Annotated in this window: 14 protein-coding genes; 4 read left to right on the forward strand and 10 right to left on the reverse strand. The window is 43.3% G+C overall.

Going from position 1 to position 15,632, the window contains the following annotated elements; all coding sequences use genetic code 11:
* Position 1 precedes the first annotated feature (1 nt).
* The 4 genes from CS060_RS00955 to cyoE all read right to left on the reverse strand — a co-directional run bounded on the left by CS060_RS00955 (position 2) and on the right by cyoE (position 4,577).
* Entirely contained in the window at positions 2-622 is a 621-nt protein-coding gene (locus CS060_RS00955; RefSeq protein WP_035046653.1) for a cytochrome (ubi)quinol oxidase subunit III, read from the reverse strand.
* Positions 622-2,490: a cytochrome c oxidase subunit I gene (ctaD, locus tag CS060_RS00960; RefSeq protein ID WP_035046655.1), complete on the reverse strand. Its 1,869-nt coding sequence runs from the start codon at positions 2,488-2,490 to the stop codon at positions 622-624. Before ctaD ends, CS060_RS00955 begins: the two co-directional genes overlap by 1 nt.
* 29 nt (positions 2,491-2,519) lie before the next feature.
* Positions 2,520-3,584, reverse strand: coding sequence for a cytochrome c oxidase subunit II (coxB, locus tag CS060_RS00965; protein WP_035046657.1), 1,065 nt, complete (start codon positions 3,582-3,584; stop codon positions 2,520-2,522).
* Between the two features lie 87 nt (positions 3,585-3,671).
* Positions 3,672-4,577 (reverse strand): heme o synthase, encoded by a 906-nt coding sequence (gene cyoE, locus CS060_RS00970; RefSeq protein ID WP_035046659.1) that lies wholly within the window; start codon positions 4,575-4,577, stop codon positions 3,672-3,674.
* A gap of 382 nt (positions 4,578-4,959) precedes the next feature.
* Here cyoE and CS060_RS00975 point away from each other — a divergent pair, with 382 nt between their 5' ends.
* On the forward strand, positions 4,960-5,907 hold the full coding sequence (locus tag CS060_RS00975) for a COX15/CtaA family protein (RefSeq protein ID WP_035046661.1): 948 nt from the start codon (positions 4,960-4,962) through the stop codon (positions 5,905-5,907).
* 24 nt (positions 5,908-5,931) lie between these two features.
* Here the strand turns inward: CS060_RS00975 and pyc are convergent, their stop codons facing one another.
* The 3 genes from pyc to CS060_RS00990 form a co-directional block, all read right to left on the reverse strand.
* Positions 5,932-9,372, reverse strand: coding sequence for a pyruvate carboxylase (gene pyc / locus CS060_RS00980; RefSeq protein WP_035046662.1), 3,441 nt, complete (start codon positions 9,370-9,372; stop codon positions 5,932-5,934).
* A gap of 64 nt (positions 9,373-9,436) precedes the next feature.
* Positions 9,437-10,639 carry a putative lipid II flippase FtsW gene (ftsW, locus tag CS060_RS00985; RefSeq protein WP_099668594.1) on the reverse strand — a complete coding sequence of 401 codons (1,203 nt, stop codon included), beginning with the start codon at positions 10,637-10,639 and terminating at the stop codon, positions 9,437-9,439.
* Between the two features lie 74 nt (positions 10,640-10,713).
* Positions 10,714-11,004, reverse strand: a complete 291-nt coding sequence (locus CS060_RS00990) for an Fpa/YlaN family protein (RefSeq protein ID WP_004891276.1) — start codon at positions 11,002-11,004, stop codon at positions 10,714-10,716.
* A gap of 139 nt (positions 11,005-11,143) precedes the next feature.
* On the opposite strand from CS060_RS00990, the gene CS060_RS00995 reads away from it, so the two are divergent.
* Positions 11,144-11,638 (forward strand): molybdopterin-binding protein, encoded by a 495-nt coding sequence (locus CS060_RS00995; protein WP_082180250.1) that lies wholly within the window; start codon positions 11,144-11,146, stop codon positions 11,636-11,638.
* A gap of 22 nt (positions 11,639-11,660) precedes the next feature.
* Here the strand turns inward: CS060_RS00995 and CS060_RS01000 are convergent, their stop codons facing one another.
* On the reverse strand, positions 11,661-12,992 hold the full coding sequence (locus CS060_RS01000) for a PhoH family protein (protein ID WP_035046664.1): 1,332 nt from the start codon (positions 12,990-12,992) through the stop codon (positions 11,661-11,663).
* A 139-nt stretch (positions 12,993-13,131) separates the two neighbouring features.
* Between CS060_RS01000 and CS060_RS01005 the strand changes: the two genes are divergently transcribed.
* Entirely contained in the window at positions 13,132-13,686 is a 555-nt protein-coding gene (locus tag CS060_RS01005) for a YhcN/YlaJ family sporulation lipoprotein (RefSeq protein ID WP_035046795.1), read from the forward strand.
* Between the two features lie 19 nt (positions 13,687-13,705).
* On the opposite strand, the gene CS060_RS01010 is transcribed toward CS060_RS01005, so the two are convergent.
* Entirely contained in the window at positions 13,706-14,161 is a 456-nt protein-coding gene (locus CS060_RS01010) for a pyridoxamine 5'-phosphate oxidase family protein (protein ID WP_035046665.1), read from the reverse strand.
* 255 nt (positions 14,162-14,416) lie between these two features.
* On the opposite strand from CS060_RS01010, the gene CS060_RS01015 reads away from it, so the two are divergent.
* Positions 14,417-14,617 (forward strand): YlaI family protein, encoded by a 201-nt coding sequence (locus CS060_RS01015; RefSeq protein WP_035046666.1) that lies wholly within the window; start codon positions 14,417-14,419, stop codon positions 14,615-14,617.
* 45 nt (positions 14,618-14,662) lie between these two features.
* Here the strand turns inward: CS060_RS01015 and CS060_RS01020 are convergent, their stop codons facing one another.
* Positions 14,663-15,526, reverse strand: coding sequence for an Rpn family recombination-promoting nuclease/putative transposase (locus CS060_RS01020; RefSeq protein ID WP_035046667.1), 864 nt, complete (start codon positions 15,524-15,526; stop codon positions 14,663-14,665).
* Positions 15,527-15,632 lie beyond the last annotated feature (106 nt).

A 15,632-nucleotide genomic window follows, 5' to 3' on the forward strand; every position in this document is an offset into this window, starting at 1 on the left:
ATCACCCCACCATTCCCATTAAGTATACGACCGTGAAAATAAACACCCAAACAACGTCGATAAAGTGCCAATATAAGCTGGCGACGTAAAACTTCGGTGCGTTATATAAGTTTAACCCACGTTTCGCGTTGCGAACCATTAACGTTAAAATCCAAAGTAAACCGAACGCCACGTGACCCCCGTGCGTACCAACTAACGTATAAAACGATGAAGAAAACGCACTTGTTGAAAATTTAAATCCTTCATGTACGTATTCTGTAAACTCGTAAATTTCAAGCGCTAAAAAGCCTGCGCCAAGCAATACAGTAATGCCGAGCCAAAGCTGCATTTTTTTAAAGTCGAAGTTGCGCATATGATGCATCGCATATACGCTCGTTAAGCTGCTTGTAAGTAACAGCATCGTCGCTAAAAAGACGATTGGCATTTTGAACAATTCTTGTGCGGTTGGACCGTTTGCGACAGAGTCTCTTAGCGCTAAAAATGTGGCGAAGAGAGAGGCGAACAATACCGTCTCTCCGCCGAGGAAAAACCAGAAACCTAAAAACTTATTTTTCCCTTCAAGGGTTGCTTTTTCAGGCTCTGCCGGGAACGTCTCCGGCGTTAATTTTTCTTCCACGTGCATTATGCCCCAGCCCCCTTCTTCTCCGCTTCCATCACTTCTTCTTTATGAATATGGAAGCCGTGGTCATCGATAATTGAACGGAAGAACATCGCACCAAGCGTAATAAGTAAGCCGACTACGCCAACTGGTGTTCCCCACGCATGATCGTTATGGAACAAGAAACCGAATGCGGCTACAAATAAGCCAAGCGAAATGACAAACGGTAAAATCGATGGATTTGGCATATGAATGTCACCAAGCGGCTCTGCTGGTGTTAATCCTTTTTTGCCTTCCATTTTTTCAATCCAGTATGCATCTAATCCGCGCACAAGTGGCGTTTGCGCAAAGTTGTATTCTGGCGCTGGCGAAGATACTGCCCACTCCAACGTACGTCCATCTTCCCATGGGTCGTTGCCAACGCGTTTTCCTTTTACTGTTGTGATGACAACGTTTGCTAATAACACAATTGTACCTGCTGCCATGAAAAATGCACCGATTGTACTAATCATGTTTCCTGTTTCAAATCCTTGACCAGGCAAGAATGTAAATACGCGGCGTGGCATACCCATTAAGCCAAGGAAATGTTGAATAAAGAACGTTAAATGGAAACCGATAAAGAACAACCAGAATGTTACTTTTCCTAATTTTTCATCTAACATTTTACCGAACATTTTTGGCCACCAATAGTGTGCCCCCGCAAGTAGCGCAAATACAACCCCACCGACGATAACGTAGTGGAAGTGCGCAACGACGAAATAGCTATCATGGTATTGATAGTCTGCTGCAGCTGTTGCGTTCATGACCCCTGTGACCCCACCGATGACGAACGATGGAATGAACGCGACTGCATACATCATTGGCGTTGTAAAGCGAATGCTTCCGCCCCACATCGTAAATAACCAGTTAAAAATTTTAATCCCTGTTGGAACGGCGATCGCCATTGTCGCAACTGCGAAGATGGCGTTTGCAATTGGGCCCATACCAACCGTAAACATATGGTGCGCCCACACCATGAATCCTAAAAATCCAATTAATACTGTCGCAAATACCATTGAAGAGTAACCGAATAAACGTTTACGTGAGAATGTCGCGAAAATTTCTGAGAAAATACCGAACGCTGGTAAGACGAGAATGTATACTTCTGGGTGACCGAAAATCCAGAACAAGTGCTCCCAAATGATCGTATTTCCACCAAGCGCTGGGTCAAAGAAGTTTCCACCGAACAAACGGTCCATCATCATGAAAATTAAACCGACTGTTAATGGCGGGAACGCAAATAAAATAAGCGCAGACGTAACAAACGTTGCCCATGTAAACATCGGCATGCGCATATACGTCATTCCTGGTGCGCGCATATTAATAATTGTCACAAGGAAGTTAATTCCACCAATTAACGTTCCGAAACCCGAAATTTGTAACCCTAATACGTAAAAGTCAATGCCGTGTGTTGGTGATGCAAGCGATAACGATGCGTAAGATGTCCAACCTGCATCAGGTGCTCCACCTAAAAACCACGATAAGTTTAAAAATACACCACCGAAGAAAAATAACCAAAATCCAAGCGCGTTTAAAAATGGGAACGCTACGTCGCGCGCACCGATTTGAATCGGTACAACAGCGTTCATCATCGCAAACACGAGCGGCATCGCCGCAAGGAAAATCATCGTCGTCCCGTGCATCGTCAACACTTCATTGTAGAAGCCCGCACTAATGAAGTCATTGTTTGGCACGGCGAGCTGAATGCGAATAATCATCGCTTCTAAACCACCAAGCAGGAAGAAAATCCCGCCGGCGATTAAGTACAAAATCGCAATCTTCTTATGGTCTACTGTCGTTAAGTAGTCCCAAATGACTGCGCCGACACCTTTTTTCCGAGCTAACGTACTCACAGTTTAACCTCCCTTTATCGATAATCCCCTTACTGAACAGATAATGTCATTAAGTATTTTGTTAATGCTTCAAGCTCTTCATCAGACAATGCTGGATAAGTACCTGTCATTTTGTTTCCTGGTTTAATTTTCTCTGGATCTTTTAACCAAGCTTTTAAGTTTTCTTCGTTATGTTCTAAAATGCCGGCAATGCGTTCACGATCCGCAAAGTTGCCTAAGTTTGGCGCAAGGCGTGCTTGCTCTGGACGACCATCAACTGGTGTGACCGCGTGACAGCCAATACAGCTTTTGTTGAAAATTTCTTCCCCTTGCTTCACAACAGGGTCTGTTGAAGCAACAGGTTTTGCATTTTTCATTTTTTCTACCCATTGATCAAACTCACCGCGAGGAAGCGCCTTCACTTTAAAGTCCATTAAAGCGTGGGACGGACCGCAAAGCTCCGCACATTTTCCATAAAAGAGACGTCCTGCTTCTTCGGCGCGTTTGTCATCAAATGTGAGGAAAAATTGGTTTGTGTTATCTGTATTTGTATCCATTTTTCCTCCAACTGCAGGGATCCAGAACGAGTGTTTGACGTCAGATGCTTTTAAGTTGAAATATACACGCTCACCTGTTGGGACAACTAAATCTTGGCTTGTAATAATGCCGTAATCTGGGTACTCAAACTCCCACCAGTATAAGTTCGCGCGAACATTCACGACAACGACGTCGCGTTCTTTTTTGTTCATCGGTTTTACATCCGCCAATTTAAACGTGTATAAAACCGTTGGAACAGCTAAGATGATAAGTAAAATAATCGGAATAACTGTCCAAATAATTTCAAGCGTATGGCTTCCTTCCACTTGCTTTGGAATTTTGTTTTCTTCCCCTTTACGACGACGGAAGCGAGTCACAACGTAAAGGAAAATGATTGTTACAACCGCAATGACGATGACCATGATGGCCGTGCTGAGCAGCATAAGCTTGTACTGCATGTCAGCTACTTCTCCTGCTGGTTGAAGCGTCGATAAAAACGGCTTACCGCAACCAGCTAGCAAAAGCGCCATGGCGGATACAAGAGAAACCAAGCGCCAATTTCGTAGCCACTTCTTCATAGCCTAATCAAACCCCTCTTTCGATTATGAAATAAAGTGAAATATATACATTCTTTCTTTACAAAAAGAAAGAATTGTAAACCTTTTTTAATCGATGGTGACAATAACCATTGTCACAAATAAAATCGTTAAATAGTTGAGCGAATAAATGAACATCCATTTCGCCCATTTCATATCATCTTTCATTTTAAAGCCCGCTAATCCGAGCGCTAGCCAGCCGACATTTAACAACGTCGCAATGACTAAAAACGGAACACCTAACGAAAATAAGTAAAATGGAAGCGGTAAAAGCGCCACAATCCAAATGACGATTTGCCGTTTTGTCACCGCAAAGCCGTGAACGACAGGCAGCATCGGAATGCCTGCGGCGCGATATTCTTCACATCGCTTCATCGCCAGCGCTAAAAAGTGCGGCGGCTGCCATAAAAACATAAGCAAAAACAAAATAATCGGAACGATGTGAAAAGAGTCATCAACCGCTGTCCAACCAATAACGGGTGGAACCGCTCCAGAAATGCTTCCGATGACGGTATTGAACGTATTGCTTCGCTTAGACCACATCGTATATAAAAAGACGTACGTCACCATGCCAATCAGCCCGATGACTGCGGCAGTGACGGTCGTCATCAATAAACTTAGCGTGCCGACAGCGACAAGAAGCATCCCAAACCAAAGCACCCGCTTCGGCTCTACACTTCCGCTCACCGTTGGACGACCTTTCGTCCGCTCCATGAGATGGTCAATATCGCGATCAATAAAATTATTTAACGCACAAGAACCTGCAATGACGAGCGCAGATCCAACGAGCGCGAAAAATACGATATGCAAATTGCTTAAAAATCCTTTTCCTGTAAAATGAAGAGCTAACCAAAGCCCTGTAAACGTCGTAATTAAATTCGAATTGACGATGCCAATTTTTACGACCGCAAGCACATCTTTTAAAACACTTGATTGTATTTTTGCTATTTTTACATCTTCGACTACATCCGCCATGTGCCGCCACTCCTCTCTTATGCCTTTGAAGGCGTTTCCATTATATACACGATAACGATATGTCGTCTCTGTATATTAAAGCATATTTCTCTGGCAAATTGTGAACTTTTTTTGTCTTAATTGTGTCGAATTTGTGTCAAAATGATATTGCTATGATAAAAATATTGAAAAATGACTGCACTTATATTTCTAGCAAACTCCATGCAAATATTCAACTACATTTGTCACGTTTGCTATATTGTAAAATAATAATAAAACTTTGCGCTTTTCGACATTTTCCGCTAATATGAGAATAGAATTTCTTCACACGTATTTCACATTTATTATACAGTTTTTACTAGGCTTTTGCTAGATAAAATTTTGTGTTAAGGAAGTGGATACATTGCAACGGCTTTTAAAATGGTTTGCGGTAGCGACAACAATTGGCATGCTTTTCGTTTTAATTGGCGGAGCGCTCGTCACAAAAACGGGCTCAGGGATGGGTTGTGGGCGTTCGTGGCCGCTTTGTCACGGGCAACTCATTCCGTCCAATATTACAGCGGAGCTGCTGATTGAGTTAAGTCACCGCGTCGTCTCAGGTGTCGTCGGGTTGATGGTACTCATTTTATCGATTTGGTCTTGGAAAGCGATCGGACATATTCGCGAAACGAAATTTTTAGCGATCGTTTCGTTCGTCTTTCTCGTCTTGCAAGGACTCATTGGTGCCGCTGCGGTCGTTTGGGGGCAATCGGACGTTGTGCTTGCGCTTCATTTTGGCATTTCGCTCATTTCATTTGCGGCCGTCTTTTTATTGACGTTGTTTATTTTTGAAGTCGATAAAAAATTTGATGCCGCATCCGTTGTGCTCGACCGCAAGATGGCATTTCATATTTACGGCATTATTGCGTATTGTTATATCGTCGTATATACAGGAGCGCTCGTTCGTCATAAACAAGCGAGTTTAGCGTGCCCGAGCTGGCCGTTTTGCGCACAAACACGTCTATTCCCGACACAACTACATGAATGGGTGCAAATGGGTCACCGCTTTGCAGCGGGATTGTTGTTTGTATGGATTTTATTAGCAACCATTTATGCGATCAAACGATATAAACAGCAACCGATTATATATTGGGGTTGGCTTATTGCACTTATTCTTGTTAGCTGCCAAGTCGCAACGGGAGCGCTCGTCGTCTTTACACAATTAAACTTGTACATCGCTTTAGCTCATGCGTTTTTTATTTCATGTTTGTTCGGTGTATTAAGTTACTTTGTGTTACTGGCAACGCGTAGTCAAAAACAAAAAGATGCAACACAACGATCGAACGTCATTCCGTCTGCCGTTTTAAAATAAAAGAACGAGGGAGTCCTCGTTCTTTTATTTTTCGGCTAATTCGATTAATAAATCGCCCGTTTGGATGGCGTCGCCGCCTTTGACGTAAATGTCTTTTACGACGCCTGAAAACGGTGCTTGAACGGTCGTTTCCATTTTCATCGCTTCGGTAATCATTAAATGGTCGCCTTTTTTCACTTTTTCCCCTTTTTCTACAAGCACTTTTACAACCGTTCCTGGCATCGTTGCGGCAATATGGTTTGGATTGCTGCGATCAGCTTTTACGCGTGCAACAACCGTCGTTTTAATGCTTTCGTCTTTAATGACGATTTCGCGCGGCTGAACGTTTAGTTCGAAGTAAACGACTCGCGTTCCGTCCGCTTGTGGCTGACCGATCGCAACGAGCTTGACGATTAACGTTTTTCCTTTTTCAATTTCGATTTCAATTTCTTCGCCAAGACGCATACCATATAAGAACGTTGGCGTATCTAAAACAGATACGTCGCCAAACTGTTCGACGGTGCGTGCATATTCAACAAATACTTTCGGATAAAGCGCGTAAGCTAACACATCATAGTCGGTCACTTCACGCTGGACGATATGATATAACTCTTCGCGCAACTTCTCAAAGTCGACCGACTCTAACAGCTCACCCGGACGAACGATAATCGGTTCACGCCCTTTTAAAATGATGGGCTGCAACGTTTCTGGGAATCCGCCATGCGGCTGACCGAGGTAGCCTTCAAACAGTTCAACGACGGAATCTGGGAAATCGAGCGTTTCACCGCGCTCGTAAATGTCTTGTTCGGTTAAGTTGTTTTGCACCATATATAGCGCCATATCGCCAACGACTTTCGATGACGGTGTCACTTTGACAATGTCGCCAAATAAATCGTTGACGCGGCGATACATCTCTTTTACTTCGTCCCAACGATCACCTAAGCCGACCGCTTTCGCTTGTTGTTGTAAGTTGCTATATTGTCCGCCCGGCATTTCGTGCATATATACTTCCGTGTGCGGTGCGTTCATGCCGCTTTCAAAGTCCGCATAATATTGGCGAACATCTTCCCAATAACGCGATAATTTTTCAAGCGATGCGATATCGACTTCCGGCGCACGCTCTGTTCCTTCAAGTGCATAATAGAGCGTATTAGCGCTCGGTTGTGACGTTAAACCAGCCATGGAGCTAACCGCAACGTCTACAATATCTACGCCTGCTTCGATCGCTTTAGCGTACGTATAAATGCCGTTTCCGCTTGTGTCGTGCGTATGCAAATGAATCGGAATGTCGACGACTTCTTTTAAAGCGGAAATGAACGTATACGCTGCTTGCGGCTTTAATAGCCCCGCCATATCTTTAATCGCCAATATGTGCGCACCTGCTTGTTCGAGCTCTTTCGCTAAGTTTTTATAGTAGTCGAGATTGTATTTCGTGCGCGCAGGATCGAAAATATCGCCTGTATAACAAATGGCTGCCTCCGCCACTTTTCCAGATTGACGTACCGCATCAATGGCAACCGTCATTCCTTTCACCCAGTTTAAACTATCGAAAATGCGGAATACGTCAATGCCCGCTTCGGCTGATTTCGCAACAAACTCACGAATGACGTTATCTGGATAGTTTTTATATCCGACCGCATTGGAAGCGCGAAGCAACATTTGAAACAGAACGTTCGGAATTTTTTCGCGCAATTGAATGAGACGCTCCCATGGGTCTTCTTTTAAAAAGCGATATGCGACATCAAACGTCGCTCCGCCCCACATTTCCATCGAAAACAGCTGCGGCCATAAACGCGCCGTCGGCTCAGCGATGCGCATCAAGTCGTTTGTGCGCACGCGCGTCGCTAAAAGCGATTGATGGGCATCACGAAACGTCGTATCCGTAAGCAATACACGGTTTTGTTGTTTAATCCATTGAACGAGCCCGTCTGCACCACGCTCATCTAAAATTTGTTTCGTTCCTTTTGGCATCGGTTCGATATAGTTTATTTTCGGAATGCGCGGCGGATCAAATACCGGCTTTTTCTTTGTTCCGATGCCCGGAAATCCATTTACGGTAACTGTTCCGATATATGACAACAGTTTCGTACCGCGGTCTTTCCGTTTCGGGAAAATAAAGAGCTCTGGTGTCGTATCAATAAACGACGTATCGTATTCCCCTGTTAAAAATTTCGGATGTTGGACGACGTTTTCTAAAAACGGAATGTTCGTTTTAATGCCGCGAATACGAAATTCACGCAAGTTGCGTAACATTTTCGCCGCCGCTTGTTCAAATGTTAACGCCCACGTCGTCACTTTCACTAATAGCGAATCGTAATACGGTGTAATAACTGCTCCTTGGAAGCTATTCCCTGCATCTAAACGAACGCCGAAGCCGCCACCTGAGCGATATGCCATAATTTTCCCAGTGTCTGGCATAAAGTTATTTAACGGATCTTCTGTTGTGACGCGCGACTGAATCGCATATCCGTGCACATGAATATGTTCTTGTTTCGGAATGCCAACTTTTTCGCTATGCAACGCATGCCCTTCCGCAATTAAAATTTGCGATTGGACGATATCGATGCCCGTAATCATTTCCGTAATCGTATGCTCGACTTGAATGCGCGGATTAACTTCAATAAAGTAAAACTCATCGCCAGAAACGAGAAACTCGACCGTTCCTGCGTTGACGTATTGCACGTTTTTCATGAGTTTGACTGCCGCTTCACAAATTTCTTCGCGAAGCTCTTTAGAAAGCGATACGCTTGGCGCCACTTCGACCACTTTTTGATGGCGACGTTGCACGGAACAATCACGGTCGTATAAATGAACGATGTTGCCGTATGCATCGCCTAAAATTTGCACTTCAATATGCTTTGGATTCTCAATTAATTTTTCGACATATACGTCATCGCTACCGAAAGCGGCTTTCGCTTCCGATTTGGCGCGCTCATACGCTTCTTTTACTTCCGATTGCGAACGAACGATGCGCATCCCGCGACCACCGCCGCCTAATGCCGCTTTGATGATCATCGGATAACCGTATGTCTCGCCAAAGCGCACGACGTCCTCCAAGCTTTGCACAGGACCATCGCTTCCCGGAATGACCGGAATGCCCGCTCGTTTCGCTTGGTGGCGCGCTTTTACTTTATCGCCAAACATATTTAAATGCTCTTGGCGTGGACCGATAAAAATGATGCCTTCTTCTTCGCATCGTTTCGCAAATTCGATGTTTTCCGATAGAAATCCGTATCCCGGATGAATTGCGTCGACATCGTGCATTTTTGCAATTTCGATAATACCTTCGATATCTAAGTACGCTTCAATCGGTTTTTTTCCTTCCCCAACTAAATACGCTTCATCCGCTTTATAGCGATGGTACGATCCTGCGTCTTCGCGCGAATAAATCGCAACGGTGCGAATACCGAGCTCATTGCACGCGCGAAAGACGCGAATCGCAATTTCTCCACGGTTTGCGACAAGCACTTTTTGAATACGCCTCATATGTGATCCTCCCCCTATTCTTCATATAAAAACTATAACGAATTTTCTGTATTTGTAAATAGGGTTACGAAAAAGAAATATGATTTTTTTGAATATTGTTTTTTTCATTTTTATGCTTTTCGTAGTTTGCCACTGCAGAAATGTTTGCGAGTACCCCCACAGACATCATAAGTAAAACGAGCGATGAACCGCCGTAGCTCACAAACGGCAAGGTAACGCCTGTAAGTGGAATGATTCCTGAAATTCCACCGAGATTGATAAATGCTTGAAAGCCAATCATCGTCGAAATGCCAATCGCTAATAAGCTGCCGAACGCATCGTGGCATTTTCTTGCAATAACAAAACCACGCAAGACGATAAACGATAATAAAAGAAGGACGAACGAAACACCAAATAAGCCAAGTTCTTCTGCAATAACCGCCATAATAAAGTCGGTATGCGCTTCCGGCAAATAACCGTACTTTTGAATGCTTTGCCCAAGTCCAAGCCCTTTTAAGCCTCCGTTTGCGATCGCAAAATACGAGTTAATAAGCTGATATCCTTCTTTTTGAGGATATGCAAACGGATCTAGAAAACTGTAAATACGCGCCATGCGTACTTTTGTGAAAACTTTATCATATATAAACGGACCAGAAATGAGCGCGACAAGACTAACAATCAAGCAGAACAATAACAACTGTTTCATTAACAGCCGTTTGCTTGCCGAAGAAGAAAAGATGATCGCCACGCAAATGACTCCGATGATAATCATCGTTCCAACGTCCGGCTGCAAGAAAATAAGCAAGCAAATAAACAGCATATAATAGATTGGAAAAAGTACCTCTTGTGGCGATGTTTGTAATTTTTTTTGTTTGTTTGCGAGCACCCCACTTAAATATACGATTAATCCGATTTTTGCAAACTCTGCTGGCTGAACATTCACCGGACCGAGTTTAATCCAGCTTGTCGCATTGTTGGCTGTATGTCCAAATAAAAGAACGTAAATGAGCGGCAAAGGCATAACAAAAAAAACGAACTGCAAAAACTTTTTGCGCGCATAATGTTTATACGGAACAAATGCAATGAATAAAAACATACACGTTCCGATGATCCACGCCCATTTTTGTTTTTGAAAAAAATAATCGCTCGCCGTATGAAAACGAGTGACTGCTGTAATCATGCTTGCGCTATATACCATCACAAGCCCAAACAACGATAGTAAAAATACAGCGATGATGAGCGGATAATCATGATATTTCATAAACGTTTTTAAGCGCATAGGCTCCATCTTCCTTTTCACTTTCTTACTTGCATTGTACTACAAAACAGAAAAAACCCAAACGAAATTCGTTTGAGTTTTTGTCACTTTTTCTTCTTTTTCGTGCACGCTTCATGCAACGCCGAAAGCTCCCGCTCAAGTCGGTCTAAAATCGCCTTCCCGTCTTTTTCATCGACAAGTCCTAATCGGACCGCGAAATCAATTTCACGAGATAGTCCGAACATTTGCGTATCTAACACTTCTTCATACAGCGGACATTGCGGCATCGTTAAGTGGTCCATTTGCACTTGAATAAGCTTCACAATTTTTTCCGCATCCGCTTGCAATAACGAATAGGCTCTTTCTCGAAAGTTTATCGCCACTTCAGGCGTCACGTCGACCCCTCCGTTCCGTACGTTCCTGTTTCTTCATCTTATCGTGAATACGAAAAAAATGCAAGCATCGTGTCTTGACGAACAATTTTACAAACAAGTGCTTTCATCATATAATGAAAGGCAGATAGGGGGAATGAACATGGTCATCGTCATCAAAGGGAACGTCAAATTTACAATTACACTCGACCCGAGCGTATGGATTTTTGACGATCGTAAAGTAGATGTACATACTTATTTTACACGTCAGCCGCAAACAGAACAACGAGAAGACATCGACGACATTCAAAAAATTTCAGCGTATTGGGACCGCGAAATTCAAGAAGGAGCGGTGTCTCCTCCAACATTACAAACAGAAAAGCAGTTTGAAAAAGAAAAAATATTAACAGGTACGTTCGGGATGCCATTTGCCCCGTTTTTACGCAATGCGGAACCAAACGACGATGCAACACGTGTCACCATCGTCACAGAAAACGGCGATACAACAATTTCACTTAGTGAAGCTTATGAGCTGTTATTATGTTTTTCAAAAGATGGAAAACCGCTCAAAGAAGATGGGCCTGTCCATATTTATTTCGGTGATGGTTCAAATCGCGACAACCCAATCACGCACGTGCGAGCATTTATTGTCGAGTGAAAAGAGGCGAATGCCTCTTTTCTTATAAAAGATCTGCCGCCAGCTGTGCAAGCGATGAACGCTCTCCTTTAATTAATCGCACGTGCCCAGCCACTTTTTGTTCTTTAAATTTTTCAACGACGTATGTGAGCCCATTATTATATTCATCTAAATACGGATGATCAATTTGAGCCGGATCGCCCATTAATACAATTTTACTTCGCTCCCCGACGCGCGTTAAAATCGTTTTCACTTCATGTTTCGTTAAGTTTTGCGCCTCATCAATAATAATAAACTGCTCTGGAATGCTTCGACCACGTATATACGTGAGCGCCTCCACTTCAATCGACCCCATACCCGATAAAATCGCATCAAGTTCACTCGGCTTTTTCGTATCAAATAAAAAATGTAAGTTGTCAAAAATCGGTTGCATCCACGGACGCAATTTTTCTTGCTTCTCCCCCGGCAAATAGCCGATATCTTTTCCGACCGGTACAATCGGACGAGCAACAAGCAATTTTTTATATAGCCGTAAATCTTCTGTCTGCATCAGTCCTGCCGCTAACGCCAGCAACGTCTTTCCTGTCCCAGCTTTTCCGATGAGCGTCACAAGCGGAATGTCGGTGCGAAGCAACAGTTCACATGCCATCGTTTGTTGCACGTTGCGCGGGCGAATGCCCCAAATGTGATCGTAATGAAAGACGAGTTTGCGCACTTTTTTTCCGGTATGATCGACCATCCCAAGCGCTGATGACGAACCGCCAAGCGCATCTTTCATAATAATAAACTGATTCGGATAAAACGGGTGGTTTGTAATTTCCGAAAGCACAAGTTCGCCTTTTTCATAAAAGCGGACCAAATGTTCCGGGCTTATGTACAAATCTAAAAAGCCGGTGTAAATATGATCAATTTCAACAACGCGATCGCTTAAAAAATCTTCCGCCTCTAGCCCAATCGCGTCGGCTTTGACGCGGACGAGCGCATCTTTGCTAACTAAAATGACTGGACGCCCATTTTCTTTCGTTTGTTCTTCTAACGATAAATTTTTCGCCACAGCTAAAATGCGATTGTCGTTCGTTTTCTCAACGAAAATTTCTTGCAGCTGTTGAAACGAGCGATGATTTAATTCAATGCGCAACACACCACCATTATCGAGCGGAATTTTTTCATGTAGTTTTCCGTTTTGTCTTAAATGATCGATGAGTTTAGATACTTGGCGAGCGTTTCTTCCTACTTCGTCCATATATCGCTTTTTTGAATCCACTTCTTCTAAGACGACAGCTGGGATAACGACTTCATTATCTTGAAAGGAAAAAATGGAATACGGATCTTGTAAAAGTACGTTTGTATCTAACACGTATATTTTTTTGCTCACGCTTTTTCCCCCTTGACGACCGTCGCTGGACGGGATTGTTGTTTATATATATGAACGGGCGCATAAAGATAGAAGAAGTTTTGCAAAATAAAGTTAAAGAAGAAAAGGGGTGGATTAGTTGAAATATATCATCATCTTCATGTTGCTTTTTATAAGCGCCTGCGGACAACAAGCACAGCCGAACGATCGCGATTCGCTCGTTCATGTGAAAAATACGACAAATGAGAAAATCGTCAATAAATCTGGGCAACAAATCGCGCGTCATCTCGCAAATCTTGCGAGCAGCGTGCCGAATGTGAACGATGCGACCGTGTTAGTTGTTGGGAAATATGCGTTAGTAGGCATCGATGTGAACGCTAAGCTTGATCCGTCGCGTGTCGGAACGGTGAAATATTCCGTTGTGGAAAGTTTACAAAAAGATCCGTACGGGGCAAATGCGATCGTCATTGCTGATGCGGATTTGAATACGCGGTTACGCGACATTCAAAAGCAAGTGGAGAAAGGAAAGCCGATTCAAGGGTTTATGGACGAATTAGCCGCCATTGTCGGACGCGTCATGCCGGAAATTCCGAGCGACTTTCTTCAAACGAAAAATCCGCGCTCAACACGACAAAACGACAAGCAGTTAAACGATGGCGAACAACAGCAACTCGAAAACGAACAACAAAAGCAATCAAACGACCATATGAAATAAGCCGAGCGTATCGCTCGGCTTATGCTTGTTTTAATGCGCTCATCACTTGTTGATCGAGCTTGGCAGCGGCTTGCGCATCGTACGTTTTTTCGTATTTCGGTTCGACGGAAATTTTTGCTCCGTAAAACATCACATCACGCACTTCTTCAATATCGACTTGAATAACGGCAAGCTTTAGCGGAACGTTTTCTAATTTTTCAACTTTCACATGCGCTTTTCCGCTAATCGAATACGTCGATTCGTTGGCGATCAAAACGATCGAAATCGCTGGATTAGCTTGCACGTTTGCGACGATGCGTGAACGTTGATCGACGGCAAAATACAATCGGTCAGGCGTCGGGGCGTACACCCATGAAATCGCACTTGCATTTGGGGCGCCTGTTTCATGATCGATCGTACATACAATGACATATCGTTCTTTTTGTAACGCTTGGAACAAAGGCTCAATTAATGTCGGTTCTACCGCATTTGGCATATGTATCCCTCCTTATTTTTATCATACCTTTTTTTCACACACTTTCAAATGATATGATATACTAATTTTTAAGAAAAGCGCAAAGCGCCCGCCTATCGGCGAAGAGCGAACAAGCCCCACCGAGGAGGCTGTCGCCGCCGCAGTGTGGGGCGAATCTACTCGAGCCGATGGCGCTTGGAGCTAGACATCAATTCGAAATTTTATACTTTCTTATCTTTTTTAAAAAATTTTTAAAAAAACATGTGAGGTTTGACGATGAGAGTACGATGCATTCTTTGTGAAAAAATAGATACGTTAAACGATGAAACGTTGCTTGCGAAACGGTTGCGCAACCGCCCGATTCATACATATATGTGTGAACCGTGCCATGAGCGCATTGCGCAAAAAACGAAAGAGCGGCTTGCAACCGGGAAATTTCGCTTTTTCCGAACGAGCAAACACGAAACGGAATGGTAATCGTCCCCTCCCTCTTGTAAGATTGGAGGGGACATAGCAAACAACTTATTCTTTTTCCAACAGCTGTTTCACTTTTTCTTCCGTAAGATCGGTGAGGCTCGCAATGTTTTGTATACTCATCCCTTTTCGCGCCATCGTTTGTACGATATGCTTCATTCCTTGTTTCACCCCTTCTTCTCTTCCTCTTTCCAACGCTTTTTGTTCATACGAAATAATCAATTCCATCACTTGTTCTCTTTCTTTCGTCTCCATTTCATTCACCTCGCTTCGTAATTTTTCTTCTTCTTCGTCTGATAGCTTTACATATGTTTCAAAAAAGCCAAACAATAACCGTCGTTTCGCTTCGTCTAACTCCATTCGGACAAGCATGCGCAAAAATTGTTTTTTCAGTTCTACTCGTTCATGTTCAGTATACCCCATCTTGCTTAACAATGCAGCGGCGATCGGGTTGTCTTGGCGAATGTAGTTGCGCCAGTTTTGTTTACGAAGTTCCACAGTGAAAAAATGAAAGTCGAGGACTTTGCCAAAAGGAAATTGGATAGTAAATGTAGATCGTTCGTCGCGGATCGTATCGTAGCTAAAGACAGCAATTGGCACAATGTTTTTGCGGTACTTTTCAAACAAGCGACTAAAGTAAATAAACATGCGTTCGGGAAACGATGGTTGGACGTAGCTTTGATTTTCGATATGGACAATCATCAGGCTATCCTCCCCTTTCAATTTCGTTTCGACTAACAAATCAACGCGGTACTTCTCCCCTGCCGTCACATCAGTAAACAGCTCCTCCGATAAAAACGATACGTGTTGAAAGTCGATATGCTCGTGCATCGTCGGGAAAAAGAGAAAAATAAATTCCTCAAAAAACGTTTGAATTAACTCTTTAAACAAACGGTCATGGTCAATGGACATACATTCACCTCGCATACTTCTTTCCATGTTTTTATTCGACAACAAGGATCATTTTTCCTCTATATGTTAGAATGTTCAATTAAGAAAAGCGCCCTGCATAAAACAT

Source organism: Anoxybacillus flavithermus, assembly GCF_002742685.1.
GTDB lineage: Bacteria > Bacillota > Bacilli > Bacillales > Anoxybacillaceae > Anoxybacillus > Anoxybacillus flavithermus_E.

Coding starts and splice junctions, on each gene's coding strand:
- CS060_RS00955 (WP_035046653.1), bottom strand. CDS start 622: ATGCACGTGGAAGAAAAATTAACGCCGGAGACGTTCCCGGCAGAGCCT.
- coxB (WP_035046657.1), bottom strand. CDS start 3,584: ATGAAGAAGTGGCTACGAAATTGGCGCTTGGTTTCTCTTGTATCCGCC.
- cyoE (WP_035046659.1), bottom strand. CDS start 4,577: ATGGCGGATGTAGTCGAAGATGTAAAAATAGCAAAAATACAATCAAGT.
- pyc (WP_035046662.1), bottom strand. CDS start 9,372: ATGAGGCGTATTCAAAAAGTGCTTGTCGCAAACCGTGGAGAAATTGCG.
- ftsW (WP_099668594.1), bottom strand. CDS start 10,639: ATGGAGCCTATGCGCTTAAAAACGTTTATGAAATATCATGATTATCCG.
- CS060_RS00995 (WP_082180250.1), top strand. CDS start 11,144: ATGGTCATCGTCATCAAAGGGAACGTCAAATTTACAATTACACTCGAC.
- CS060_RS01005 (WP_035046795.1), top strand. CDS start 13,132: ATGTTGCTTTTTATAAGCGCCTGCGGACAACAAGCACAGCCGAACGAT.
- CS060_RS01010 (WP_035046665.1), bottom strand. CDS start 14,161: ATGCCAAATGCGGTAGAACCGACATTAATTGAGCCTTTGTTCCAAGCG.
- CS060_RS01015 (WP_035046666.1), top strand. CDS start 14,417: ATGAGAGTACGATGCATTCTTTGTGAAAAAATAGATACGTTAAACGAT.
- CS060_RS01020 (WP_035046667.1), bottom strand. CDS start 15,526: ATGTCCATTGACCATGACCGTTTGTTTAAAGAGTTAATTCAAACGTTT.